Annotated in this window: 23 protein-coding genes; 19 read left to right on the forward strand and 4 right to left on the reverse strand. The window is 63.6% G+C overall.

Annotation, left to right across the window (positions count from 1 at the left end; all coding sequences use genetic code 11):
• The first annotated feature begins 2 nt into the window (after positions 1 to 2).
• From paaH to nhaB, 14 genes are all read left to right on the forward strand, one after another.
• The gene (gene paaH, locus AC19YX_RS01575; protein ID WP_500605504.1) at positions 3 to 1,520 is read left to right on the forward strand and encodes a 3-hydroxyacyl-CoA dehydrogenase PaaH; all 1,518 of its coding nucleotides are present in this window, start codon (positions 3 to 5) and stop codon (positions 1,518 to 1,520) included.
• Positions 1,513 to 1,962 (forward strand): hydroxyphenylacetyl-CoA thioesterase PaaI, encoded by a 450-nt coding sequence (paaI, locus tag AC19YX_RS01580; protein WP_078472180.1) that lies wholly within the window; start codon positions 1,513 to 1,515, stop codon positions 1,960 to 1,962. Before paaH ends, paaI begins: the two co-directional genes overlap by 8 nt.
• Positions 1,955 to 3,160, forward strand: a complete 1,206-nt coding sequence (gene pcaF / locus AC19YX_RS01585) for a 3-oxoadipyl-CoA thiolase (RefSeq protein ID WP_421546928.1) — start codon at positions 1,955 to 1,957, stop codon at positions 3,158 to 3,160. The genes paaI and pcaF overlap by 8 nt, the downstream gene beginning before the upstream one ends.
• A 103-nt stretch (positions 3,161 to 3,263) precedes the next feature.
• Complete coding sequence (paaK, locus tag AC19YX_RS01590; protein ID WP_078472178.1) at positions 3,264 to 4,583, forward strand: phenylacetate--CoA ligase PaaK; 1,320 nt, start codon at positions 3,264 to 3,266, stop codon at positions 4,581 to 4,583.
• Between the two features lie 1,043 nt (positions 4,584 to 5,626).
• Positions 5,627 to 6,616, forward strand: coding sequence for a 1,2-phenylacetyl-CoA epoxidase subunit PaaA (gene paaA / locus AC19YX_RS01595; RefSeq protein ID WP_078472177.1), 990 nt, complete (start codon positions 5,627 to 5,629; stop codon positions 6,614 to 6,616).
• Positions 6,617 to 6,654: 38 nt separating this feature from the next.
• Positions 6,655 to 6,936 carry a 1,2-phenylacetyl-CoA epoxidase subunit PaaB gene (gene paaB / locus AC19YX_RS01600; RefSeq protein WP_020298111.1) on the forward strand — a complete coding sequence of 94 codons (282 nt, stop codon included), beginning with the start codon at positions 6,655 to 6,657 and terminating at the stop codon, positions 6,934 to 6,936.
• A gap of 8 nt (positions 6,937 to 6,944) precedes the next feature.
• Positions 6,945 to 7,706 carry a 1,2-phenylacetyl-CoA epoxidase subunit PaaC gene (paaC, locus tag AC19YX_RS01605; RefSeq protein ID WP_500605505.1) on the forward strand — a complete coding sequence of 254 codons (762 nt, stop codon included), beginning with the start codon at positions 6,945 to 6,947 and terminating at the stop codon, positions 7,704 to 7,706.
• Positions 7,693 to 8,229: a 1,2-phenylacetyl-CoA epoxidase subunit PaaD gene (gene paaD, locus AC19YX_RS01610; protein WP_500605506.1), complete on the forward strand. Its 537-nt coding sequence runs from the start codon at positions 7,693 to 7,695 to the stop codon at positions 8,227 to 8,229. Before paaC ends, paaD begins: the two co-directional genes overlap by 14 nt.
• Positions 8,230 to 8,262: 33 nt before the next feature.
• Positions 8,263 to 9,339, forward strand: a complete 1,077-nt coding sequence (gene paaE / locus AC19YX_RS01615; RefSeq protein WP_020298114.1) for a 1,2-phenylacetyl-CoA epoxidase subunit PaaE — start codon at positions 8,263 to 8,265, stop codon at positions 9,337 to 9,339.
• Positions 9,340 to 9,448: 109 nt separating this feature from the next.
• Entirely contained in the window at positions 9,449 to 9,757 is a 309-nt protein-coding gene (locus AC19YX_RS01620; protein WP_043229807.1) for a DUF485 domain-containing protein, read from the forward strand.
• Positions 9,754 to 11,400, forward strand: coding sequence for a cation acetate symporter (locus AC19YX_RS01625; protein WP_020298116.1), 1,647 nt, complete (start codon positions 9,754 to 9,756; stop codon positions 11,398 to 11,400). Before AC19YX_RS01620 ends, AC19YX_RS01625 begins: the two co-directional genes overlap by 4 nt.
• A gap of 38 nt (positions 11,401 to 11,438) precedes the next feature.
• The gene (locus AC19YX_RS01630; RefSeq protein WP_500605507.1) at positions 11,439 to 12,692 is read left to right on the forward strand and encodes an OprD family porin; all 1,254 of its coding nucleotides are present in this window, start codon (positions 11,439 to 11,441) and stop codon (positions 12,690 to 12,692) included.
• A gap of 56 nt (positions 12,693 to 12,748) precedes the next feature.
• Positions 12,749 to 14,800 (forward strand): phenylacetic acid degradation bifunctional protein PaaZ, encoded by a 2,052-nt coding sequence (gene paaZ, locus AC19YX_RS01635; RefSeq protein ID WP_500605508.1) that lies wholly within the window; start codon positions 12,749 to 12,751, stop codon positions 14,798 to 14,800.
• Between the two features lie 223 nt (positions 14,801 to 15,023).
• The gene (gene nhaB, locus AC19YX_RS01640; RefSeq protein ID WP_078472171.1) at positions 15,024 to 16,526 is read left to right on the forward strand and encodes a sodium/proton antiporter NhaB; all 1,503 of its coding nucleotides are present in this window, start codon (positions 15,024 to 15,026) and stop codon (positions 16,524 to 16,526) included.
• A 57-nt stretch (positions 16,527 to 16,583) separates the two neighbouring features.
• On the opposite strand, the gene AC19YX_RS01645 is transcribed toward nhaB, so the two are convergent.
• The 3 genes from AC19YX_RS01645 to gnd are packed head-to-tail and all read right to left on the reverse strand — an operon-like array spanning position 16,584 to position 19,920.
• Entirely contained in the window at positions 16,584 to 17,405 is an 822-nt protein-coding gene (locus AC19YX_RS01645) for a Cof-type HAD-IIB family hydrolase (protein ID WP_500605509.1), read from the reverse strand.
• A complete protein-coding gene (gene zwf / locus AC19YX_RS01650) occupies positions 17,402 to 18,919 on the reverse strand; it encodes a glucose-6-phosphate dehydrogenase (protein WP_500605510.1) in 1,518 nt (505 codons plus the stop codon). Before zwf ends, AC19YX_RS01645 begins: the two co-directional genes overlap by 4 nt.
• Positions 18,916 to 19,920 carry a phosphogluconate dehydrogenase (NAD(+)-dependent, decarboxylating) gene (gnd, locus tag AC19YX_RS01655; RefSeq protein WP_338013629.1) on the reverse strand — a complete coding sequence of 335 codons (1,005 nt, stop codon included), beginning with the start codon at positions 19,918 to 19,920 and terminating at the stop codon, positions 18,916 to 18,918. Before gnd ends, zwf begins: the two co-directional genes overlap by 4 nt.
• Positions 19,921 to 20,162: 242 nt before the next feature.
• Between gnd and AC19YX_RS01660 the strand changes: the two genes are divergently transcribed.
• The 5 genes from AC19YX_RS01660 to AC19YX_RS01680 all read left to right on the forward strand — a co-directional run bounded on the left by AC19YX_RS01660 (position 20,163) and on the right by AC19YX_RS01680 (position 25,271).
• Positions 20,163 to 20,348, forward strand: coding sequence for a DUF6026 family protein (locus AC19YX_RS01660; protein ID WP_043229767.1), 186 nt, complete (start codon positions 20,163 to 20,165; stop codon positions 20,346 to 20,348).
• Between the two features lie 278 nt (positions 20,349 to 20,626).
• On the forward strand, positions 20,627 to 22,366 hold the full coding sequence (locus AC19YX_RS01665; RefSeq protein ID WP_500605511.1) for a phosphoethanolamine transferase CptA: 1,740 nt from the start codon (positions 20,627 to 20,629) through the stop codon (positions 22,364 to 22,366).
• Positions 22,367 to 22,552: 186 nt separating this feature from the next.
• Positions 22,553 to 22,774: a hypothetical protein gene (locus tag AC19YX_RS01670; RefSeq protein WP_078472167.1), complete on the forward strand. Its 222-nt coding sequence runs from the start codon at positions 22,553 to 22,555 to the stop codon at positions 22,772 to 22,774.
• A 374-nt stretch (positions 22,775 to 23,148) separates the two neighbouring features.
• Positions 23,149 to 23,823 carry a heavy metal response regulator transcription factor gene (locus tag AC19YX_RS01675; protein WP_078472166.1) on the forward strand — a complete coding sequence of 225 codons (675 nt, stop codon included), beginning with the start codon at positions 23,149 to 23,151 and terminating at the stop codon, positions 23,821 to 23,823.
• A complete protein-coding gene (locus tag AC19YX_RS01680; protein WP_421546937.1) occupies positions 23,820 to 25,271 on the forward strand; it encodes a heavy metal sensor histidine kinase in 1,452 nt (483 codons plus the stop codon). Before AC19YX_RS01675 ends, AC19YX_RS01680 begins: the two co-directional genes overlap by 4 nt.
• 9 nt (positions 25,272 to 25,280) lie before the next feature.
• Here the strand turns inward: AC19YX_RS01680 and AC19YX_RS01685 are convergent, their stop codons facing one another.
• The gene (locus AC19YX_RS01685; protein WP_500605512.1) at positions 25,281 to 25,862 is read right to left on the reverse strand and encodes a DinB family protein; all 582 of its coding nucleotides are present in this window, start codon (positions 25,860 to 25,862) and stop codon (positions 25,281 to 25,283) included.
• Positions 25,863 to 25,893: the final 31 nt, after the last annotated feature.

Raw genomic sequence — 25,893 nt, forward strand, 5'->3', positions numbered from 1 at the left:
CCATGAGCGCATTGACTACAGACGCCCGCATCGCGGTGATCGGCGCCGGCGCCATGGGGGCCGGCATTGCCCAGGTCGCGGCCCAGGCCGGGCACCGGGTGCAGTTGCTCGACAGCCGTCCCGGCGCTGCCGCCCAGGCCATCGCCGGCATCGACCGCCAGCTCGGCAAGCGAGTGCAGAACGGCAAGCTCGAGGCCCAGGCCCATCGCGCCACCCTGGACCGCCTGCACGTGGCCGAATCCATCGACAGCCTGGCCGACAGCGACCTGATCATCGAAGCCATTGTCGAAAACCTCGAGGTCAAACAGCAGCTGTTTCGTCAGCTTGAAAGCCTGTGCCAGGATAGCTGCATCCTCGCCAGCAACACCTCATCACTGTCGATCACCAGCATCGCCGCCGGCCTGACACGGCCCGAGCGCCTGTTGGGGCTGCACTTCTTCAATCCGGCGCCGGTAATGGCCCTGGTCGAGGTGATCTCAGGCCTCGCCAGCGACCCTGCGCTGGCCCGTTGCCTGTATGACACGGCGGCCGCCTGGGGGAAAAAACCGGTGCACGCCCGATCCACGCCGGGCTTTATCGTCAACCGCGTGGCCCGGCCGTTTTATGCCGAGAGCCTGCGCCTGCTGCAGGAAGGCGCCGCCGACTGCGCCACCCTCGATGCTTTGCTGCGCGAAGGCGGCGGCTTCGCCATGGGCGCCTTCGAGCTCACCGACCTGATCGGCCACGACGTCAACTACGCCGTGACCTGCTCGGTGTTCCACGCCTTCTACGGCGACATGCGCTACCAACCGTCGCTGATCCAGAAAGAACTGGTGGACGCCGGCCATTTGGGCCGCAAGAGCGGCCAGGGCTTCTACAGCTATGCCGAAGGCGCCCCACGTCCAGCCCCTGCCCAGCTCGAAAGCCAGGCCAGCATTGACTGCTGCGAAGTCGAGGGCGACCTCGGCATCGCCCGCGAACTGCTGCCGCGCCTGCGCGAGGCCGGCATTCACCTCACCCTTCGCGACGGCAGCGGCCTGCTGCGGGTTGGCGACGCGGTGCTGGCCCTCAGCGATGGCCGCTCGGCCAGCCAACGCGCCCGTGCCAGCGGCCTGCGCAACCTGATCCTGCTGGACCTGGTGGGCGATTTTTCCAGTGCCGGGCGCATTGCCATCAGTTGCAGCGCCGACACCTCGCCCCAGGCTATGGAGCAAGCCGTGGCGTTGTTGCAGCGCGCCGGGCTCAAGGTCAGCCAAGTCACTGACAGCCCGGCACTGGTGGTGCTGCGCAGCGTGGCGATGCTCGCCAACGAGGCCGCCGACGCCCTCCTGCACGGAGTGGCCAGCGCTGCCGACATCGACCTGGCGATGCGCGCCGGCGTCAACTATCCCCAGGGCCCGCTGGCCTGGGCCGACCGCATCGGCCTGGCGGCGCTGCTGTACGTCCTGGAAAACCTGCAAGCCGCCTATGGCGAAGAACGTTACCGGCCGTCCCTGCTGCTGCGGCGCAAGGTAGCCGAAGGGAGCACCTTCCATGACTAACCACCAAGCCATGAACCTGGCCAGCCAATGCGCACAAAGCCTGTTTGAACGTGACCAGGCCAGCCAGGCCATGGGCATGCGCCTGCTGTCAGTGGCGCCGGGGGCCGCCCGACTGGGCATGAGCGTCGGCGCCCATATGCTTCAGGGCCACGGCACCTGCCACGGCGGCTACCTGTTCGCCCTGGCGGATTCGGCCTTCGCCTTTGCCTGCAACAGTTACAACGAGGCCACCGTGGCCATCGGCTGCAGCATCGACTACATCGCCCCGGCACGCCTGGGCGACACCCTCACCGCCGACTGCATCGAACAAAGCCGTAGCGGTCGCACCGGTAACTACGACGTGCGCATTGAAAACCAGCAAGGGCAGTTGATTGCCCTGTTCCATGGCAAATCCTACAAAGTGCGCGGCCCGGTGCTGGCGCAGGAGACCCCCAATGAATGACGCCCTGATCATCGATGCAGTCCGCACCCCCATCGGCCGCTATGCCGGCGCCCTGAGCAGCGTGCGCGCCGACGACCTTGGCGCGATACCCCTGCGCGAACTGCTGCGCCGCCACCCGCAAGTGGACTGGAGCACGGTCGACGATGTGCTCTACGGCTGCGCCAACCAGGCCGGCGAAGACAACCGTAACGTGGCGCGCATGTCGGCCCTGCTGGCCGGACTGCCGGTCAGCGTACCCGGGACCACCCTCAATCGCCTGTGCGGCTCAGGCCTGGACGCCATCGGCAGCGCGGCGCGGGCGATTCGCTGCGGCGAGGCTTCGCTGATGCTGGTGGGTGGCGTCGAGTCGATGTCTCGTGCACCCCTGGTGATGGGCAAGGCCGAGACCGCGTTTTCTCGCCAGGCGCAGCTTTTCGATACCACCATCGGCTGGCGTTTCGTCAACCCGTTGATGGAGCAGCAATATGGCATCGACTCGATGCCGGAGACCGCCGAAAACGTCGCTGCGCAGTTCAATATCTCCCGCGCCGACCAGGACGCCTTCGCCCTGCGCAGCCAGCAACGCGCCTCTGCCGCCCAGGCCAGCGGGCGCCTGGCCCGTGAAATAGTCGCGGTGCAGATCCCTCAGCGCAAAGGTCCGGCCATCGTCGTCGAACACGACGAGCACCCACGGGGCGACACCACCCTCGAACAGCTGCAAAAGCTCGGCACGCCATTCCGCAAGGACGGCACCGTCACCGCCGGCAACGCCTCCGGGGTCAATGACGGCGCCTGTGCGCTGCTGCTGGCCAATGCCGCCACCGCCCAGCGTTACGGGCTCAAGGCCCGGGGTCGGGTGGTGGCCATGGCCACGGCCGGAGTCGAGCCGCGAATCATGGGCATCGGCCCGGTGCCGGCGACGCGCAAGGTCCTGGAACTGGCCAACCTCAGCCTGGCAGACATGGACGTGATCGAACTCAACGAAGCCTTCGCTGCCCAGGGTCTGGCCGTGCTGCGCGAACTGGGGCTGGGGGATGACGATCCACGGGTCAACCCCAATGGCGGCGCCATCGCCCTGGGCCACCCCCTGGGCATGAGCGGCGCACGCCTGGTGACCACGGCCCTGCACGAACTGGAACAACGCCAGGGCCGCTACGCCTTGTGCACCATGTGCATCGGCGTCGGCCAGGGCATCGCCCTGATTATCGAAAGGTTCTAGTAGAAACAACGCAAGACCCAGGGTGCCGCCAGGTATCCTTGGCGCATGCACTCAAGACCCGCTTGCCGGCGGGTCGCAACACAAAAACAATTCGAGTGAAGTCATGAACATGCCAATTGCCAAAGCCGTGCTTGACCCCGTGCTGGACCCGCTGGAGACCGCCAGCATCGACCAACTGCGCCAGCATCAGCTTGACCGGCTGCGCTGGAGCCTGAACCACGCCTACAACAACGTACCGCTCTATCGCCAGCGTTTCGACGAACTGGGGGTGCACCCTGACGATGTGCGCAGCCTCGATGACCTGGCAAAATTCCCCTTCACCACCAAGTCCGACCTGCGTGACAACTACCCCTACGGCATGTTCGCCGTACCGATGCAGGACGTGGTGCGACTGCACGCCTCCAGCGGCACCACCGGCAAACCGACAGTGGTCGGGTACACCCAGAACGACATCGACACCTGGGCCAACGTGGTGGCGCGCTCGATCCGCGCCGGTGGCGGGCGGCGTGGCGACAAGGTGCATATCTCCTACGGCTACGGCCTGTTTACCGGTGGCCTGGGGGCGCACTACGGCGCCGAGCGCCTGGGCTGCACCGTGATCCCGATGTCCGGTGGGCAGACCGAAAAACAGGTGCAACTGATCAAGGATTTCCAGCCGGACATCATCATGGTCACGCCCTCCTACATGCTCAACATCGCCGATGAAATCGAGCGCCAGGGCATCGACCCGCAAAAGCTCGCGTTGCGCCTGGGCATCTTCGGCGCCGAACCCTGGACCGCCGAACTGCGCAGCGCCATCGAGCAACGACTGGGGATCACTGCCCTGGATATCTATGGCCTTTCGGAAATCATGGGCCCGGGGGTGGCCATGGAGTGCGCCGAGACCAAGGATGGCCCGACCATCTGGGAAGACCACTTCTACCCCGAGATCATCGACCCCATCACCGGCGAGGTACTGCCCGACGGGCAGATGGGTGAGCTGGTCTTCACCTCGTTGAGCAAGGAAGCCTTGCCGATGATCCGTTACCGCACCCGCGACCTGACGCGGCTCCTGCCCGGCACCGCCCGCCCCATGCGCCGTATCGACAAGATCACCGGACGCAGCGATGACATGCTGATCATTCGCGGCGTCAATGTGTTCCCGACCCAGGTCGAGGAACAGGTGCTCAAGGTCCGGCAGCTGTGCGAGAGCTATGAGATCCATCTCTATCGCAACGGCAACCTCGACAGTGTCGACGTACACGTCGAACTCAAGAGCGAGCACCAGCACCTGCCTGAAGAGCAGCAGAAAACCATCTGCAGCGAACTGAGCCGGCACATCAAAACCAACATTGGCATCAGTTCCCGTATCGTTTTGCAGCCGGCGTTCTCCATCAAGCGCTCCGAAGGCAAGGCCTGCCATGTGATCGACAATCGCAAATAACCACCCCTGCCCCTGCCACGCCCCGCATCGCCCGATGCCGGGGCGCCCCTCCGCTTCAAGCCCCTGAAACAGCGTGGTGAACGCCCTCCGTGGCGAGGGAGCTTGCTCCCGCTCGGCTGCGCAGCAGCCGCAATCACCCCGACTCCATCTCCCTGATACACCGCATCACCCGGTTTCAGGGCCGCTGCGCGCCCCAACGGGAGCAAGCTCCCTCGCCACAACGGCCCGACAGTGCTCGCCTGACAGGCTTGAGAAGCCCCCCATCGTTGCAGCCAGAAAACACCCCAACACATCCGATCCCCCCTGTGGCGAGGGAGCTTGCTCCCGCTCGGCTGCGCAGCAGCCGCAATCACCCCGCCTCCATCTCCCTGACGCACCGCATCACCCGGCTTCAGGGCCGCTACGCGCCCCAGCGGGAGCAAGCTCCCTAGCCACAACGGCCCGACAGTGCCCGCCTGACAGCCTTGAGAAGCCCCCCATCGTTGCAGCCAGAAAACACCCCCAAACACAGCCGCCCCTGTGGCGAGGGAGCTTGCTCTCGCTCGGCTGCGCAGCAGCCGCAATCACCCCAACTCCATCTCCCTGAGGCACCGCAACACCCGGTTTTAGGGCCGCTGCGCGCCCCAGCGGGAGCAAGCTCCCTCGCCACAACGGCCCGACAGTGCTCGCCTGACAGCCTTGAGAAACACCCCATCGTTGCAGCCAGAAAACACCCCCAAACACAGCCGATCCCACCTGTGGCGAGGGAGCTTGCTCCCGCTCGGCTGCACAGCAGCCGCAATCACCCCAACTCCATCTCCCTGAGGCACCGCAACGCCCGGTTTCAGGGCCGCTGCGCGCCCCAGCGGGAGCAAGCTCCCTCGCCACAACAGCCCGACAGCACTCGCCTGACAGGCTTGAGAAGCAACCCCTGATCTGGAGCCTTCACCCCCTAATGCGATACAAAAAAATATACGACACGTTATTTTGTGTTTGATATTTATTTATGTATCACATATAAAGTTCTCCATGCCCACGCACACCTTCACGGCGGGAGACACGTCATGTATGCACAGCTGGTAGAAACCGGGGTCAAGAGCATCAAGAGCCTGTCGGAGATGTCCGAACAGGAGCGCGCTTTCCAGGAAAAAATTGATTCGGAAATCAAGATCGAAGCCAAGAACTGGATGCCCGATGCCTATCGCCAGACGCTGATCCGGCAGATTTCCCAACACGCCCACTCGGAAATCGTCGGCATGTTGCCCGAGGGCAACTGGGTGGCTCGCGCGCCGACCCTCAAGCGCAAGCTGCAACTGATGGCCAAGATCCAGGACGAAGCCGGTCACGGCCTGTACCTGTACAGCGCCATGGAGACCCTGGGCGCCGACCGCGACGAGGAGATCGCCAAGCTGCACAGCGGCCGCGCCAAGTACTCGAGCATCTTCAATTACCCAACCCTGAACTGGGCCGACATGGGCGCGGTGGGCTGGCTGGTGGACGGCGCGGCCATCGTCAATCAGGTGGTGTTGCAGCGCACCTCCTACGGCCCCTATTCCCGGGCCATGGTGCGCATCTGCAAGGAAGAGAGCTTCCACCAGCGCCAGGGCTACGAAGTGCTGCTGACCATGATGCGCGAGGGCAACCAGGCGCAGAAAGACATGGTCCAGGACGCCATCAACCGCCTGTGGTGGCCGGCCCTGATGATGTTCGGCCCCAGCGACGAACACTCGCCCAACAGCGCCCAGTCCATGGCCTGGAAAATCAAGCGCCAGAGCAACGACGAGCTGCGCCAGCGCTTTATCGACCAGACCATCCCGCAACTGGAACTGCTGGGCTGCACCTGCCCCGACCCGGACCTTGTGTGGAACGCCGAGCGCGGCCACTACGATTTCGGCGAAATCCAGTGGGACGAATTCTACGAAGTGCTCAAGGGCAATGGCCCGTGCAACCAGGAACGCGTCGCGACCCGGCGCAAGGCCATTGAAGACGGCGCCTGGGTGCGCCAGGCCGCTGTCGCCCACGCCCGCAAGAAAACCAATAAAAACGCCGCCTGATCGCCCGTCGATCAAACGCCTGATGTGGAGTCACCCCGATGTCTGAATGGACCCTCTTCGAAGTTTTCGTGCGCAGCAAGCACGGCCTCAACCACAAACACGTCGGCAGCGTGCATGCCGCCGACAGTGTCATGGCCATCGAGAACGCCCGCGAGCTGTACACCCGCCGCAGCGAGGGTGTGAGCCTGTGGGTGGTGCCATCCAATCTGATCGTCGCCTCGTCCCCGGACGAGAAAGACCCGCTGTTCGACCCGGCCGACGACAAGGTCTATCGCCACGCCAGCTTCTACGAGCTGCCGCCTGAAGTCGGACACATGTGAGGCCGACCATGACCACTCAAACCGATCTGATCCAATACCTGCTGCGCCTCGGTGACAGCGCCCTGATCCAGGGCCAGCGCCTGTGCCAATGGTGCGGTCGCGCGCCGGCGCTGGAAGAAGAGCTGGCACTGATGAACGTTGGCCTCGACCTGGTGGGCCAGGCCCGCAACTGGCTGGACTACGCCGCCGAGTTGCTCGACGACGGCCGCGACGCCGACCACCTGGCGTTCCGCCGCGACGAGCGCGCCTACCGCAACCTGTTGCTGGTGGAGCAGCCCAACGGCGACTACGCGGTGACCATGCTCAAGCAGTTTTTCTATGACGCCTGGCACCTGGAAGTGCTCCAGGGCCTGAGCCAGTCCAGCGACGAGCGCATCGCCGGGATCGCCGCCAAGGCGGTCAAGGAAGCCACCTATCACCTGCGCCGCTCCGGCGAATGGGTCGAACGGCTGGGCGACGGCACCGAAGAGAGCCATCAGCGCATGCTCGATGCCATCCCCCTGCTGTGGCGCTTCACCATCGAGCTGATCAGCGGTGACGACAGCGAAACCCGCCTGCACGCCGCCGGCCTGGTGCCGGATGCCGCGCAGATCGCCAGCGCCTGGCAGGCCCGGGTCGAGCAGGTCTTCACCCGCGCCACCCTGCCCCTGCCGGCGGCGCCGAGCTACTTCTACCTCGATGCCCGTCGCGGCCTGCACAGCGAACACCTGGGCACCCTGCTGGCGGAAATGCAGTTCCTGCCCCGAGCGTACCCCGATGCGACCTGGTGAGCTGATCACCAGCGACCGGGGCGCGCGGGCGGTACAGCCAGGCGACCTGGACGCGGCCTGGGCGACCCTGACCCAGGTCATGGACCCGGAAGTGCCGGTGGTCAGCGTGGTCGACCTCGGGATCGTCCGCGATCTCGATTGGCGCGACGGCCACCTGCACGTGGTAGTGACTCCGACCTACTCCGGCTGCCCGGCCACCGAGGTGATCGAAAGCGACATCCGCGACGCCCTGGAACTCGCCGGTTTCCGCGCTCCGCAGTTGCAACGCAAGTTGACCCCGGCCTGGAGCAGCGACTGGATCACCGACGACGGCCGCGAACGCCTGCGGGCCTATGGCATCGCGCCGCCGCGCCCGGGCAGCACCAGCAAACGCGGCCTGCTGGGAGAGCGCCACGACATCCTCTGCCCGCAATGCGGCAGCGCCCATACCGAGCTGCTCAGCGAGTTCGGCTCGACCGCCTGCAAGGCGCTGTATCGCTGCCGTGACTGCCTGGAACCGTTCGACTACTTCAAGTGCATCTGAGCGGCCGCTTGCCGTGTCAGTGGGAGACCCACAATGAGCAAATTCCACAGCCTGGTAATCAAGGATGTGCGCAGCGAAACCCGTGACGCCGTGTCCATCGCCTTCGAGATTCCGCAGCACCTGCAGGACAGCTTTCATTTCACCCAGGGCCAGCACCTGGTGATGCGCACCCAACTGGACGGTGAAGAAGTACGCCGCTCCTATTCGATTTGCACGGGGGTCAATGACGGCGAACTGCGCATCGCCATCAAGCGTGTGGCCGGCGGACGTTTCTCGGCCTTTGCCAACGAACAGCTCAAGGCCGGGCACCGCCTGGAAGTGATGCCACCCGCCGGGCATTTTCATGTCGAACTGGACCCGGCGCGGCACGGGCGCTACCTGGCGGTGGCTGCCGGCAGCGGTATCACGCCGATCCTGTCGATCATCAAGAGCACCCTGGAAACCGAACCCCACAGCCAGGTCACCCTGCTCTACGGCAACCGTTCCAGTTCCGGTGCGTTGTTTCGCGAACAGCTCGAGGACCTGAAGAACCGTTACCTGCAGCGCCTGAACCTGATCTTCGTTTTCAGCCGCGAGCAGCAGGATGTCGACCTCTATAACGGCCGGATCAACGCTGAGAAATGCGAGCAGCTGTTTTCCCGCTGGCTCGACGTCAAGGCCCTGGACGCGGCGTTTATCTGCGGCCCCCAGGAAATGACCGAAACCGTGCGCGACAGCCTCAAGGCCAAGGGCATGCCGGCCGAGCGCATTCACTTCGAACTGTTTGCCGCCGCCGGCAGCCAGCAAAAACGCGAGGCCCGCGAAGCTGCACGCCAGATCGACGCCGCCACCAGCCAGATCACCGTGATCAGCGATGGCCGCGCCCTGGCCTTCGACCTGCCGCGCAACACTTTGAGCATCCTCGACGCCGGCAACATCCAGGGCGCCGAGCTGCCTTATTCGTGCAAGGCCGGGGTCTGCTCCACCTGCAAATGCAAGGTGATCGAAGGCGAGGTGGAAATGGACAGCAACCACGCCCTCGAGGACTACGAAGTGGCGGCCGGCTACGTGCTGTCGTGCCAGTCATTCCCGGTCAGCGCCAAGGTGGTGCTGGACTTCGACCAACTCTGACGCCAGCCGTCACCCCAGCAGCGCCTGCCACCGTGCAGGCGCGATGCCTGACGCCGTGCCCGCAACCTGCTTCACCCAAAACAAAAACAACAACCCAGAGAGCGCCGCCATGACCCCGCAAGAGATACAACAGATCAGTCAGCACCCGGATTTTATCCAGCTGGTGCGCCGCAAACAGAACCTCTACTGGTCGCTGAGCCTGGCGATGCTGGTGATCTATTACGGCTTTGTGCTGCTGGTGGCGTTTTCCCCCAGCACCCTGGGCCAATCCCTGAGCGGCGGCGTGACCACGGTCGGCATGCTGGTGGGCGTGGTGATCGTGCTGCTGGCCTTTGCCCTGACCGGTTTCTATGTGTACCGCGCCAACCACGTGATCGACCCGCTGAACGAAAAACTCAAGCAGGAGTGCGCCCAATGAAGCGCCTCCTGACCCTGTTCCTGCTGCCTTGTGCCTTCGCCACTGACGTTGCGCTGGCCGCCGAGGGCAGCGCCCGGCCGTTGAACTGGAACGCCATCGGCATGTTCCTGGTGTTCGTCCTGTTCACCCTCGGCGTCACCCGCTGGGCGGCCCTGCGCACCCGTTCGGCCAGTGATTTCTACACCGCCGGTGGCGGCATGACCGGTTTCCAGAACGGCCTGGCGATTGCCGGCGACATGATCTCCGCCGCGTCCTTCCTCGGCATCTCGGCCATGATGTTCCTCAACGGCTATGACGGCCTGTTGTACGCCCTGGGGGTGCTGGCCGGCTGGCCGATCATCCTGTTCCTGATCGCCGAACGCCTGCGCAACCTGGGCAAATACACCTTTGCCGACGTGGTGTCCTATCGCCTGGAACAAACCCCGGTGCGCCTGACTTCGGCCTTCGGCACCCTGACCGTGGCGCTGATGTACCTGGTGGCGCAGATGGTCGGTGCCGGCAAGCTGATCGAACTGCTGTTTGGCATCAGCTACCTGTACGCGGTGATGCTGGTGGGCGTGCTGATGGTGTTTTACGTGACCTTCGGCGGCATGCTCGCCACCACCTGGGTGCAGATCATCAAGGCGGTGATGCTGCTGTTCGGCACCAGCTTCATGGCCTTTATGGTGCTCAAGCATTTCGGTTTCAGTACCGAGGCGATGTTCGCGGGTGCCAGTGCGGTGCACGCCAAGGGCAGCGCGATCATGGCCCCGGGCGGTCTGCTGTCGAACCCGATCGACGCCATCTCCCTGGGCCTGGGCATGATGTTCGGCACCGCCGGCCTGCCCCATATCCTGATGCGTTTCTTCACCGTCAGTGATGCCAAGGAAGCGCGTAAAAGCGTGTTCTACGCCACCGGTTTCATCGGCTATTTCTACCTGCTGCTGATCATCGTCGGCTTCGGTGCCATCGTCATGGTCGGCACCGACCCGGCATTCCGCGATGCCAACGGCGCGATCATCGGCGGCGGCAACATGATCGCCGTGCACCTGGCCCAGGCCGTGGGCGGCAACCTGTTCCTCGGTTTCATCTCGGCGGTGGCCTTCGCCACCATTCTCGCGGTGGTGGCGGGCCTGGCGCTGTCCGGTGCCTCGGCGGTGTCCCATGACCTGTATGCCTGCGTGATCCGCAAGGGCCAGGCCACCGAGAAGCAGGAAATCCGCGTGTCGCGCATCGCCACCCTGTGCATCGGCGTGCTGGCGATCATCCTTGGCCTGTTGTTCGAGTCGCAGAACATCGCCTTCCTCTCTGGCCTGGTGCTGGCGATTGCCGCCTCGGTCAACTTCCCGGTGCTGTTCCTCTCCATGTACTGGAAAGGCCTGACCACCCGTGGCGCGGTCACCGGCAGCCTGGCCGGCCTGATCTCGGCCATTGTTCTGCTGGTATTGAGCCCGGCGGTCTGGGTCAACGTCCTGCACCACGAGCAGGCGCTGTTCCCCTACTCCAACCCGGCGCTGTTCTCCATGAGCCTGGCGTTCCTCAGCGCGTGGCTGTTCTCGGTGACCGACCGCTCGCCCCGGGCCGAACTGGAGCGCGGGCGCTACCTGGCGCAGTTCATCCGCTCGATGACCGGCATCGGCGCCTCCAGCGCCAGCAACCACTGAACTCACCACGACCGATCGGATGACAGGGAATAACAACAATGAACCCCGCTCACATCGCTTCACCCAAGGCTCTACTGTCGATCATGGCGGCCCTCAGCCTGCCGCTGTTCGCCTCCAGTGCCCTGGCCGACTTCATTGGCGACAGCAAGGCGCGGCTGGAGTTGCGCAACCATTACCTAAACCGTGATTTCCGCCAGGACAACGCCGCGCAGTCCAAGGCCGAGGAATGGGGCCAGGGCTTTACCGCCCGCATCGAGTCCGGTTTTACCGAGGGCACCCTGGGCTTCGGCCTGGATGCCCTGGGCGAGTTGGGACTCAAACTCGACTCCAGCCCCGACCGCCGTGGCACCGGCCTGCTGCCCTATGGCCCCAACAGCCATGAGCCGGCGGACGAGTTCAGCGAACTGGGGCTGACCGGCAAGCTGCGCCTGTCCAAAAGCGTGTTGAAGCTCGGCACCTTGCAGCCATTGCTGCCGGTGGCCACCTACAACGACACCCGACTGCTGGGCTCGACCTTCCAGGGCGGCCTGCTCACCAGCCAGGAAATCAGCGGCCTGACCATCAATACCGGGCGCCTGACCAAGACCAACCTGCGGGATTCCTCCAGCAACGACGACATTGGCTATGGCGCCGCCCGCAGCGACCACTTCGATTTCGCCGGCGGCAGCTATGCCTTCAACCCACAACTGAGCCTGAGCTATTACTACGGCAAGCTCGATCAAATCTATCGCCAGCAATTCCTCGGCCTGGTGCACAGCCAGCCCCTGGGCAACGGCTTCAGCCTGCGCAGCGACCTGCGCTATTTCGACAGTCGCGGCGACGGCGCCGAACGTGCCGGGCGTATCGACAACCGCAACTTCAACAGCATGTTCACCCTGGCCCACGGCGCACACAAAGTCAGCGCCACCTGGCAGCAGCTGTCGGGTGACAGCGCCTTCCCGTTCCTCAACGGCGGCGATCCGTACGTGGTCAACCTGGTGACCTACAACACCTACACCCGCGCCGAAGAAGACTCCTGGCAACTGCGCTACGACTACGACTTCGCCGCCCAGGGCATTCCCGGCCTGACCTTCATGAGCCGCTACACCGATGGCCGCCACGTCAAGGCCGGCGCCGTCGACAACGGCCGCGAGTGGGAACGCGACACCGACATCACCTACGTCATCCAGAGCGGCGTGTTCAAGGACGTGAGCATTCGCTGGCGCAACCTGACGTTCCGCTCCGGCAATGGCTTGAGCACCGCCATCGATGAAAACCGACTGATCCTCGGTTACACCCTGGCGCTTTGGTAACCCCCCTCCGGCGCGGTTCGCCGCGCCGGCCTCATTTTTGAACCGGAGCAATCGTGATGCCTCACGCCCCTACCCTGCAAAGCTTCATCGCCGGCCGCTGGATCGGCCAACACGGTGCCCAAGTGCTGCGCAGCGCCCTTGATGGCCATGAACTGGCACGCACCCATGAAGAACGCCCGGACTTCGCCGAAGCCGTCGAGCATGGTCGCCGCGCGGGCAACGCCGCGCTGATGGCCCTGGATTTCCAGCAACGGGCCCAGCGTCTCAAGGCCCTGGCGCTGTACCTCAGCGAGCGCAAGGAACAGCTGTACGCCCTGTCCCACCACAGCGGCGCCACCCGCGCCGACAGCTGGATCGATATCGAAGGCGGCAACAGCACGCTGTTCACCTATGCCAGCCTCGGCGCCCGCGAACTGCCCTCGGGCAACATCGTGCATGAAGGCCCGGCACTGCAACTGAGCAAGCTCGGGAGCTTTGCCGGCACTCATATCCTGGTGCCCCGTGGTGGCCTGGCGGTGCACATCAATGCCTTCAACTTTCCAATCTGGGGCATGTTGGAAAAATTCGCCCCCTGCTTCCTCGCCGGCATGCCGTGCATCGTCAAGCCGGCCAGCGCCACCAGCTACCTGACCGAGGCCGTGGTGCGCCTGATGGACGAGTCGGGCCTGCTGCCCAGCGGCAGCCTGCAACTGGTGATCGGCAGCACCGGCGACCTGCTGGACCGCCTCGAAGGCCAGGATGTGGTGACTTTCACCGGCTCCGCCGACACCGCGGCCAAGCTGCGGGTCAACCCGAACCTGATTCGCCACTCGGTGCCGTTCAACGCCGAAGCCGACTCGCTGAACTGCGCGATCCTGGCCCCGGACGTGACCCCGGACGATGAAGAATTCGAGCTGTTCATCAAGGAAGTCGCCCGGGAAATGACCACCAAGGCCGGTCAGAAATGCACCGCCATCCGCCGTGCCATCGTCCCGGCCAAGCACATCGACGCCGTGGCCAGCCGTTTGCGCAAGCGCCTGGCCAAGGTGGTGGTCGGTGATCCGTCGGTGGAAGGCGTGCGCATGGGCGCCCTGGCCTCCCACGACCAGCAACGGGATGTGGCCGAGCGCGTGGCAAGCCTGCTGCACAGCAGCGACCTGCTGTTCGGTGCCCGCGACGGCTTCGAACCCCGCGGCGAAAACGTCAGCCAGGGGGCATTCTTCGCCCCAACCCTGCTGCTGGCCCGCGACCCGCATGGGGCGGGTGCCCACGATATCGAAGCCTTCGGCCCGGTCAGCACGCTGATGGCCTATGACGACCTGGACGAAGCCCTGGCCCTGGCGGCTCGCGGCAAAGGCAGCCTGGTGGGCAGCCTGGTGACCCGCGATCCGCAGATTGCCGCCAAGGCGATCCCGGTGGCGGCTGCCTGGCACGGCCGCTTGTTGGTGCTGGACCGCGAATGCGCCGGCGAATCCACCGGCCATGGTTCACCCTTGCCCCAACTGAAACACGGCGGCCCGGGCCGCGCTGGCGGTGGCGAGGAACTCGGGGGGCTGCGAGCGGTGAAGCATTACCTGCAACGGGCCGCCGTCCAGGGGTCGCCGAGCATGTTGGCGGCGGTTACCGGTGAATACGTGCGCGGGGCCAAGGTGATCGAGACCGAGGTGCACCCGTTCCGCCGCTTCTTCCAGGACCTGCAGATCGGCGAGTCGCTGCTGACCCATCGCCGCACGGTGACCGAGGCGGATCTGGTGAACTTTGGCTGCTTGTCCGGCGACCATTTCTATATGCACTTCGATGAGATCGCCGCCAAGGAATCGCAATTCGGCAAGCGCATCGCACATGGCTACTTCGTGCTGTCGGCCGCGGCCGGGCTGTTCGTCTCCCCGGCACCGGGCCCGGTACTGGCCAACTACGGCCTGGACACCCTGCGCTTTATCAACCCGGTGGGCATCGGCGACACGATCCAGGCGCGCCTGACCTGCAAACGCAAGATCGACCAGGGCAAACTCAGCCCCCAGGGCATCCCCCAAGGCGTCGTGGCCTGGGACGTGGAAGTCACCAACCAACTGGGCGAACTGGTGGCCAGCTACGACATCCTGACCCTCGTCGTCAAACGCGAAGGGTAAGCCCCCGCGAGCCTGTAACCGCTGCCGAGCTTGGCGAGGATGCGCTGGCCGGGATGGGCGCTGGAGTACATCCGTAAGGAATGGGTTGTACTTCAGTGCCAGCGTCCGAACACGGCCCAAGCCTTCGGCAGCGTCTACGGATTGTGACAAAAGATTTCATCGATCCTTGCTCTTCAATGCGGCTTGCGGCACTTTGCGCGCTTCTCAATAAAAGGAGCCGCCGATGTCCGGTTCAATGGCCCAGGCGTTTGCCCATAACTTTCTCGGTCAATCACCACGCTGGTACAAGGCCAGTATCGTCGCGTTCCTGATTCTCAATCCGTTGCTGTTCTGGCTGGTTAGCCCGGCAGCGGCTGGCTGGCTGCTGGTGCTGGAATTCATCTTCACTCTAGCCATGGCGCTCAAGTGCTACCCGCTGATGCCCGGCGGCCTGTTGCTGGTGCAAGCTCTGCTGCTGGGCATGACCACACCCCAGGCGCTGTATGAAGAGCTGCTGCACAACTTCCCGGTGATCCTGCTGCTGATGTTTATGGTGGCCGGCATCTACTTCATGAAGGAGCTGCTGCTGTTCCTGTTCTCCCGGCTGTTGCTCGGGGTGCGCTCCAAGGTGCTGCTGGGCTTGCTGTTCTGCTTCCTCTCGGCCTTTCTTTCGGCGTTCCTCGACGCTTTGACCGTGACGGCGGTGATTATCAGCGCCGCCGTGGGCTTCTACTCGGTGTATCACCGCGTGGCCTCGGGCAACGACCCACGCCAGGAAGGCGATTTCAGCGACGACCAGCGGCTGCCCAAGTTGCACCACGAGGACCTGGAGCAGTTCCGCGCCTTCCTGCGCAGCCTGCTGATGCACGGCGCGGTCGGCACTGCGCTGGGCGGTGTGTGCACCCTGGTGGGTGAGCCGCAGAACCTGCTGATCGGTCATGAAATGGGCTGGCACTTCGCCGAGTTCCTGCTGAAGATCGCCCCGGTGTCACTGCCGGTGCTGGCTGCCGGACTGCTGACGTGCGTGCTCCTGGAGAAACTGCGCTGGTTCGGCTACGGCACCCTGTTGCCGGACAATGTGCGCGCCGTGCTGGCCGATTACGCCGCCGTCGACGATGCCGAGCGTACCCCGCGCCAGCGTGCGGCACTGCTGGTACAGGGCCTGGCAGCCCTGATCCTGATTGCCGGCCTGGCCTTGCATATCGCCGAAGTGGGGCTGATCGGGCTGATGGTGATCGTGCTGATCACCGCCTTCACCGGCATTACCGAAGAACACCGCATCGGCAATGCGTTCAAGGACGCCATGCCATTCACCGCACTGCTGGTGGTGTTTTTTGCGGTGGTGGCGGTGATTCACGATCAGCAACTGTTCACGCCACTGATCCAGTGGGTGCTGGCCCTGCCGCCGGAGCAACAGCCAGGCATGCTGTTTATCGCCAACGGCCTGCTGTCGGCCATCAGCGATAACGTGTTTGTGGCGACCATTTACATCACCGAGGTGAAGCAGGCCTTCCTCAACGGGCACATGAGCCGTGAACACTTCGAAACCCTGGCCATCGCCATCAACACCGGCACCAACCTGCCCAGCGTCGCCACGCCCAATGGCCAGGCGGCGTTCCTGTTTTTGCTGACCTCGGCGATTGCCCCGCTGGTGCGCCTGTCTTACGGGCGCATGGTGTGGATGGCCCTGCCCTACACCGTGGTGATGGGGCTGCTGGGCTGGTACGCGGTGAGTTACTGGTTGTAGCGATGGGCCGGCACCGGGCTCAAGGGCCTGGCGCCGGCAATCGGCCGGCGCGAGCGATCAGCGCGCCAGGATATAACGCTCGATGGCCTGCGCCGCACCATCATCGACGTTGCTCGCCGTGACCCGGTCAGCCTGGCGCCTGACCTCCTCCTGCGCCTGGCCCATGGCAATCGACAACCCGGCCTTGTGAAACATCGCCGGATCATTGCCGCCATCGCCCAGTGCCGCCGTGTGCGCCAGGTCCACCCCGAGAAAAGCCGCCAGGGTCACCAGGGCCTGGCCTTTGTTGGCCTCCATCGCCGTGACATCCAGGTACACCGGCTGCGAGCGCGACACCTGGGCCTGACCTTCGACCCGGGCTTGCAATTGCGCCTCCAGCGCCACCAGCAACGACGCGTTGTTGCTCGCGGCCACAATCTTGTCGATGCGCGGCAAGTACTCCTCAAAACCCTTGACCACCACCGGCGGGTAGCCAAGGCCATGTTGCTCGCGTGGCACCATCGGCCCGTGGGGGTCGCGCAACAACCACTCACCGTCGGCAAACACCCAGACTTCCACCTCGGGCTGCGTCGAAAACAGCTCAATGGTGGTGATCGCCGCGTCTACCGGCAGGTGATGGCGGGCGAGAAAGCGGCCATCGGGATGGACAATGGTGCCGCCATTGAAGGCCGCCGTGGGCAGGTCGACGCCCAGGGTCCTGATCTGGGCCAGCATGGCCCTGGGTGGGCGGCCGGTGGCGAGGCTGAAATAAATCCCCGCCTCACGCAGCGCCCTTACCGCGTCGATGGTGCGCGAACTGAGGCTGTGATCGGGCAGCAACAAGGTGCCGTCCATGTCGCTGAGCAGGAAGCGGATGGGCTGTCGCGTGGCGTCATTCATCCGAGGCTGTGCCATTCGCGACCATCGCGGGCCAGCAGTTGGGTTCCAGCCTCTGGGCCATCTGCACCGGCCTGGTAGGCCTGCACGCTGGCGTCTTCCTTCCAGGCGTCGAGGAACGGCTGCACCGCACGCCAGCCATTCTCGATATTGTCGGCACGCTGAAACAGGGTCTGGTCGCCGGTCAGGCAATCGTAGATCAGGGTTTCGTACCCGGTGGACGGCTGCATTTCGAAGAAGTCCTTGTAGGCGAACCCCAGCTCGATATTGGCCATGTCCAGGGTCGGCCCGGGCTTTTTCGCCAGCAGGTCGAACCACATGCCCTCATTGGGCTGGATCTGGATCCGCAGGTAGGTCGGTTGCAGCTTGTCGACCTCGGTGTCGCGAAACTGAGCATAGGGCGCCGGCTTGAAGCAGATGACGATCTCGGTGTCGCGCACGCTCATGCGCTTGCCGGTGCGCAGGTAGAACGGCACCCCGACCCAGCGCCAGTTGTCGATCATGACCTTGAGCGCCACATAGGTTTCGGTGTTGCTGTCCGGCGCCACATTGGGCTCCTCGCGATAGCCCGGCAACGCCTTGCCGCCGGCCTCACCGGCCACGTACTGGCCACGGACCGAGTTGGCGCGAGCCTCTTCTATCGTCCAGGGCCGGATAGCGCCGACCACCTTGGCCTTTTCGCCGCGCACGGCATCGGCGCCGAAGGCCGCGGGCGGCTCCATGGCCACCATGGCCAGGAGCTGGAACAGATGGTTGGGCACCATGTCGCGCAAGGCACCGGTGTGTTCATAAAAGCTGCCACGGGTTTCCACACCAACGGTTTCTGCCGCGGTGATCTGCACGTGGTCGATGTAATGGTTGTTCCAGAAAGCTTCGAACAGGCTGTTGGAGAAACGGCTGACCAGAATGTTCTGCACCGTCTCCTTGCCCAGGTAATGGTCGATGCGGTAGATCTGCTTTTCGCTCATGACCTTGAGCAGGCAACCGTTCAGGGCTTCGGCAGATTGCAGGTCGGAGCCGAAGGGTTTCTCGATCACTACCCGGCGAAAGGCCTCGGGGCTCTCCTCCAGCAATCCGGCCGTACCCAGGCGCTGCACCACTTCACTGAAGAAACGCGGCGCGGTGGCCAGGTAGAACACCGCATTGCCGGTGCCGCTGGCAGCGATCTTGGCGGCCAGCGCGCTGTAGGTCGAATCGTCGAGGAAGTCGCCCTGGACGTAGCTGATGCCCTGGGCGAGCTTGGCCCAGCGCTGCGGGTCCAGGGTCGCGCCGTCGCCGACCTTGTTCGCCACTTCGGTGCGCAGGAAGTCTTCCAGCTTCTTGGCGAAGTCCACATCGCTGATAGCGTTGTGATCGACCCCGACAATCCGCAAGCCCTCGTTCAGCAAGCCATCGCGACTGAGGTTGTACAGCGCCGGCATCAACAGGCGCTTGACCAGGTCGCCATGGGCGCCAAACAGAAACAGGGTGGTGGGCGGTGCGGGTTCAGCCTTGGATTTCCTGCGCACAGTGGTCATTTTTTCGAAGTCTCCACGTGGCCGCCGAAGCCGAAGCGCATGGCCGACAACAGTTTATCGCCGTAGGTGCTTTGCTGGCGCGAACGGAACCGTGCGAACAGCGAGTTGGACAGCACCGGTACCGGCACCGACTGCTCCATGGCCGCTTCGATGGTCCAGCGCCCTTCCCCACTGTCCGCGACCGAACCGGAGTAACCGTCGAGCTTGGGATCGGTGGCCAGAGCGTCGGCGGTCAGGTCCAGCAGCCACGAGGACACTACACTGCCGCGACGCCAGACTTCCGCGATATCGGCGACGTTGAGGTCGAAACGCTGATCTTCAGGCAGGTTTTCCGACGCCTTGGTCTTGAGAATGTCGAAGCCTTCGGCAAAGGCCTGCATCATTCCGTACTCGATGCCGTTGTGGATCATCTTGACGAAATGCCCGGAGCCCGCAGGGCCGGCATGAATGTAGCCACGCTCGGCACGGTCATCTTCGGCTACCCGGTCCTTGGTCCGCGGGATGTCGCCATAACCTGGCGCCAGGGCAGCGAACAGCGGGTCCAGGCGCTTAACCTCGTCGGCATCGCCGCCGATCATCATGCAGTAGCCGCGCTCCAGGCCCCAGACGCCGCCGGAGGTGCCGACATCAATGTAGGTCAGGCCTTTTTGCGCCAGGCTGTGGGCGCGGCGGATGTCGTCCTTGTAGTAGGTGTTGCCGCCATCGATGATCACATCGCCCGCTTCCAGCAGTTGGCTCAAGGTCTCGATGGTGTCTTCGGTGGGTGCGCCGGCCGGCAGCATGACCCATACCGCACGCGGTTTTTCCAGGCCTGCCACCAGGGCCGGCAGATCGGCCACGCCCTTGGCGCCTTCACCGCTCAGGGTGCTGACAAACTCGGCGTTGCGGTCATACACCACGGTTTCATGCCCGTTGAGCATCAGGCGCCGTGCAATGTTGCCGCCCATGCGGCCCAGTCCGATAATCCCCAGTTGCATGTGCTGATGCTCCTTACTACGAATAGATTTGTGTCAAAAGGTTATAGCCCAATGGGGCCAATGAGGGTTAGTCCAGAGCGCCCGGACTTAGTTTCCCATGCAGACAGTGGATAACGACGCAAATCGCCTCGAAGACACAACGACATTGAAAAATAAAAAAGTTCCCTTTGCCGGCAAAAGAAATCAAAATCGGCGCCGATAGTGTTTTGACCCTCGAAACCGAGCGGTACACACACAGTTGAAACACGCCATTTGCGAGGTGAGCAATGGGCACAGTACTACCGGCACGACCTGCACAAACCCTGTATGTCACGATCCGTCGTGATGAATTGCGTCAATTGAAAGCAGAACGCGATCAACTGCAGCAGGAACTCTCGCAACTGCGTCTATTGCTTCAAGGCCAGGGCCAGACCGCCCAGATCACCAGCCTGCACGCACCCTCGCCGAACTGAGTCCCGCCAGCGGACCCAGCATTCAACCTGACGCAGCCCTCTGCGCCACATCGCCGGCGTCATCCCTTGCGGGGATGATGCCGGCAATGACTGCCCCCCCCTCATCAGCCGTTCCATCCTCACCGTTCATCGGAACGCGGCGCGCTTTCAGCTCACAAACTTTTCACACCTGAGTGTTGATACTCCGGCCATTGTGGCCGCTCGGTTCAGAGCCGCCCTGGCTCACGGACCGCTCCTGCGTGTCCGCGATAGCAGTGATTAACCGGTTGGAGCGCTCCATGGCATTGTTTAAACGCGGCGACACGTCTGCGAAAGGTTTCGATTGGGCCGGTCTGGGTTGGCTCTTCCTGTTCTTCTGGTACTTTTCCGGCATCACCCAACTGCTGATCCTGCTGACCGACACCTCCGGTTTCGCCGGCTTCCGCCAGGCTTTCATAATGAGCTCGATCTGGCTGGCGCCGGTGCTGCTGTTCCCCGCACGCACCCGCCTGCTCGCCGCCCTGATCGGTATCGTGTTGTGGGCCTGCTCCATGGCCAGCCTCGGCTACTTCTTCATCTATCAGCAGGAATTCTCGCAAAGCGTCATTTTCATCATGTTCGAGTCCAACCCGTCGGAAGCCGGCGAGTACATGACGCAATACTTTGCCTGGTGGATCGTCCTCGCCTTTATCGCCCACACCGCGTTCTCCATTTTCCTCTGGACCCGCTTGCGCCCGGTGTACATGCCCCGTGGCCGGGCCCTGGTCGCGACCACGGCGCTGCTGGTGGCGGTGGTCGGCTACCCGCTGGTCAAGCAGATCGCCCGTTCCGACAGCTTGCGCGGCGGCCTGGAGCGATTCGAAACCCGCATCGAGCCCGCCGTGCCGTGGCAGATGGTGGTTGCCTATCGCCGCTACCTGGAACAACTGGACAACATGCAAGGCATGCTGGCCAGCGCAAGCAAGATCGCGCCACTGAAAAACCTGAAGGACGCCTCGGCCGACCTGCCTGCGACCCTGGTGCTGGTCATCGGCGAATCGACCAACCGCCAACGCATGAGTCTCTACGGCTACCCGCGCCAGACCACTCCGGAGCTGGACAAGCTCAAGGATCAGCTGGCGGTGTTCGACAACGTGATCACGCCTCGGCCATACACTATTGAAGCCTTGCAACAGGTGCTGACCTTCGCCGACGAAGAGAATCCCGAGCTGTACCTGACCACGCCGTCGGTGGTCAGCGTGATGAAACAGGCTGGCTACAAGACCTACTGGATCACCAACCAGCAGACCATGACCAAGCGCAACACCATGCTCACCACGTTCTCCGAGCAGGCCGACGAGCAGGTGTACCTGAACAACAACCGCAACCAGAACGCCCGCCAGTATGACGGCGATGTGCTCGAGCCCTTCAGCAAGGCCCTGGCCGACAAAGCCCCGCGCAAATTCATCGTGGTGCACCTGCTCGGCACCCACATGAGCTACCAGTACCGCTACCCGCCAACCTTCGACAAGTTCACCGACCGTCAGGGCGTGCCCGCCGGCGTGCGCGACGATCAGGTACCGACCTACAACAGCTACGACAACGCCGTGCTGTACAACGACTTCGTGGTGTCCAACCTGATCAAGGACTACGCCAAGACCGATCCCAACGGCTTCCTGCTGTACCTGTCCGACCATGGCGAAGACGTCTTTGACTCCGCCGGCCACAACACCCTGGGGCGCAACGAAAGCAAACCGACCGCGCCGATGTACACCATCCCGTTCATGGCCTGGGCCTCGCCGAAATGGCGGGAAACCCACGACTGGAGCTTTGCCGGCGACCTGGGTCGCCCCTACAGCAGCTCGCAGCTGATTCACACCTGGGCCGACCTGGCCGGCCTCAGCGCCGACGAACTGGACCGCAGCAAGAGCCTGGTCAGCGACAGCTTCAAGCCGCGGCCGCTGCTGATCGGCAACCCTTTCGAGCGCCAATCCAAGGCTTTGATCGACTTCAGCCTGATGAAACCCAAGCCGCGCACCACGGAAGTGGTCCAGCAGTAACCCTCCCCCAACAAGACGACTCCCACGAGTCGTCTTGTATCGCCCTCGGGCAAAGATTACGAATATGTAATCAACGGCTCATGCCGGCGTTAACTCCCATTTAATAAACTTCGCACACACTCCGCCCCTATCAGCACTTATCCAGAGATAAGGCGGGCAGCGAACATTGTTAATGGGAAACAACGCATGAAACGTTCAACTTTTATTCTGACCACTTTGATAACGCTTGGCTCGGCCAGTGCCTTTGCCGAAGATGGTTCGGAACGCTCGCAACAGTTCTGGGAGAACTTCCGCGTGAGCCAGCAACAGACTCACGGCACGGTTGAAACCACCGCCTCCAGCGAAACCCCAAAGAACACTATTGAATCTTCAGCCGATAAAACTTCCGCACACACCCCGGACGCCTAAGTTCACACCGTTAAAGCAATGGGCGCCTGACCGGGCGCCTTTCTTGTTGGATGTCGCTCACGCCCTTCATTATTCGTATATCCACATCGCGCACCCGGGATTAGCCATTGGCCTTCACCAACCGATTGTCGGTGCCTGCAAACAGACACGCCTTGATACAACAGCAGGCGCCCCCCGCCTCGCCGAGCCTCACGCAAACCGTTGATTCAGAGCCATTCCTCTCTTGACCCTAAAGCAGCTACAGGCTTCATTATCCGCCCACCCAAACCCAGGCCAACCTGCCGCCCGAAGCTCCTTCGCGGAGTAATCGAGGACTGGCCACGGCTTTTTTCTACACCGCTCATATTCAACTTGAGTCATACGAGGAACTATTGATGCGCATCCTGGTTGTCGAAGACGAACCAAAAACCGCTGACTATCTACAACAGGGCCTGACGGAAAGTGGCTATGTCGTCGATTGTGCGGCGAATGGCCAGGATGGCTTGCACTTGATTGATCAGCAGGATTATCAATTGGTGATTCTCGACGTCAACCTGCCACACAAAGATGGTTGGCAAGTGCTGGAACTTATGCGCCGTGAACACAGTACGCGGGTCATCATGTTAACCGCCCGCGGACGCTTGGCGGATAAAGTCCGAGGCCTGGACTTGGGCGCCGATGATTACCTGGTCAAACCTTTCGAGTTCCCCGAGTTGCTGGCCCGAGTTCGTACGTTGCTGCGGCGCAATGAACAATTGACGGCGGTGGACGTATTCCGAGTGGCCGATCTGGAACTTGATCCACGGCGCCACAGAGCCTACCGCGGCAACCGCAGAATCGACCTGACCACCAAGGAATTCACGCTGTTGCATGTTCTGATGCGTCAGGCCGGCGAAGTGCTGACCCGGACCCAGATCATCTCCCAGGTCTGGGACATGAACTTCGATTGCGACACCAACGTGGTCGAGGTCTCCATCAGCCGCCTGCGGGCCAAGATCGACGATGCCAGCGACATCAAGCTGATCCACACCATTCGCGGTGTCGGCTATGTGCTGGAGGTGCGCCAATGAGGCCAGGGGCCGGCAAGGCCGGACCGTTGCCGATGCCGATGCCGGCGAGGCAACCCAGCAGCCTGTCGATGCGCCTGGGGCTGACCGTGAGCCTGATGGGCGCCGGCCTGGTGCTGTTGCTGGCGACCCTAGCCTACCTCGCGCTGACCCACGAACTGGGCAAACTCGCCCGGGAAAGCCTGGACAACAAGCTGGCCCAGATCCAGCACAGCCTGACCAGCGACCTCAAGACCGCGGACATCGCCGCCCGCCCCCATTCCCTGCTCGACCTGGTCATGGGCCACGACAACCTGCACTTGCGGATTCTCGCCGTCGATCGCCAGGCGCCGCCCCTGCTCGACATCGGCAGCCAGCCCCTGGAGCCGTTGCCCGCCGCCTTGAGCGGCGCCGACAGCCCGGCATTTCTGGATTGGGCGGACAGCCGCGGCCGGCCCCTGCTCAGCGCCTCGCGCCTGCTGCCCCTGGGCAGTGGCGAACAGGTGCGAGTGGTGCTGTCGCTGGATCGGCAAAATGACCAGGCCTTGCTCAGCGCCTACCTGCGCTCGACCGTGATCATCCTGCCGTTGCTGCTGTTGCTGATCGGTATCGGCGCCTGGTGGCTGGTGCAACGCGGGCTGCTGCCGCTCCAGCAATTCAGCCGGGTGGCGGCGCAGATCACTACCCAGGACCTGACCCACCGCCTGTCCCAGGACAACCTGCCGCGGGAGTTGGCGGAACTGGCCCATAGCATCAATTTCATGCTGCACCGCCTGGACGGCGGCGTGCAGCAGCTCGCGCAATTCTCCGATGACCTGGCCCACGAACTGCGCTCGCCCATCACCAACCTGATGGGCAAGGCCCAGGTCACCTTGTCCCGCGAGCGCCCGCCGGAGCAGTACAAGCAGGTGCTGGAGTCGAGCCTTGAGGAGCTGGAACGGGTCACCCGGATCGTCAGCGACATGCTGTTCCTGGCCCAGGTCAGCCACCCGGCTTCCCAGGTCAGTTTCCAACCTGTTGCCCTGGAGGAAGAGGCGCGCCGGGTCATGGAGCTGTTCGCCCTCAGCGCCGAGGAAAAACACCAGGCTCTGAGCCTGTCCGGCAGCGGCTGGGTACACGGCGACCGGTTGATGATCCAGCGCGCCATTTCCAATCTGCTGTCCAACGCCATCCGCCATGGACCGCGGCAGGCCGCCATCTCGCTGCAGGTGGAGGAGCTGGCCGCAGGCGTAGCGCTGACGGTGAGCAACTCCGGGGCCGGGATTGCGCAAGCGCACCTGCCGCACCTGTTCGAGCGCTTCTACCGAGTCGACAGCAGCCGCTCCCGAGCCGAAGGCGGCACCGGGCTGGGCCTGGCGATTGTGCGTTCGATCATGAACCTGCATCAGGGCCAGACCGACGTCAGCAGCCAGCCCGACGGCCTGACCGAGTTCCGCCTGGTGTTCCGGCGTCGCCCGCTGACCGGGAGCTGAATCGAGCGCTTAGTCGCCCCAGATCAGTGCTTCGGTCCAGCCCAGCTCGGCAAAGTCCGCAGCACGCAACCCGGCCTCGCCGGCGCAGAAAAACTCGTCCAGTTGCGGCGGCGCGACCCGGGCTTCGCTGAGCATGGCGTGCACCTGGCCGCGATGGTGGATCTGGTGCTCGAACAGATGGCTGAGCATGCGCAAGCGGCTGTCGTGCTGTGGCGTCTCCCGGGCGATGGTCACCCTGCGCCCCAGATCGGCGTCCCGCAGTTGCGCGCAGTACGCCAGCAGCCGCTGGTCGACGGTGGATTGTGCCTGGCGCAGTTCACCGGCCTCGACACAGGGCTCGTCGACGTCGAAAAACACATAGCAATCGACCCGTGGCGGCTCGCCGCGAAGCTCCCGTTCAAGGGCATCCACGTAGAACCAGTCGCAGGTCAGGATGTGATTGAGGGTGGCCCTCAAGCTGGGGAAAAAGCTGCTGCGCGGCGCGACCAGTTCGGACGCGCTCAACTGGCCCCAGGCTTTGGCCAGACGGTGGTTGGCCCAGGCGTTCTGGTAGGCCATGGTCGACAAGTGGTGGGACAAGGGCTGGTTCACGGCAACACCTCACGGAGCAATGGCAGATCCA

The organism is Pseudomonas sp. MF09150, assembly GCF_059862355.1.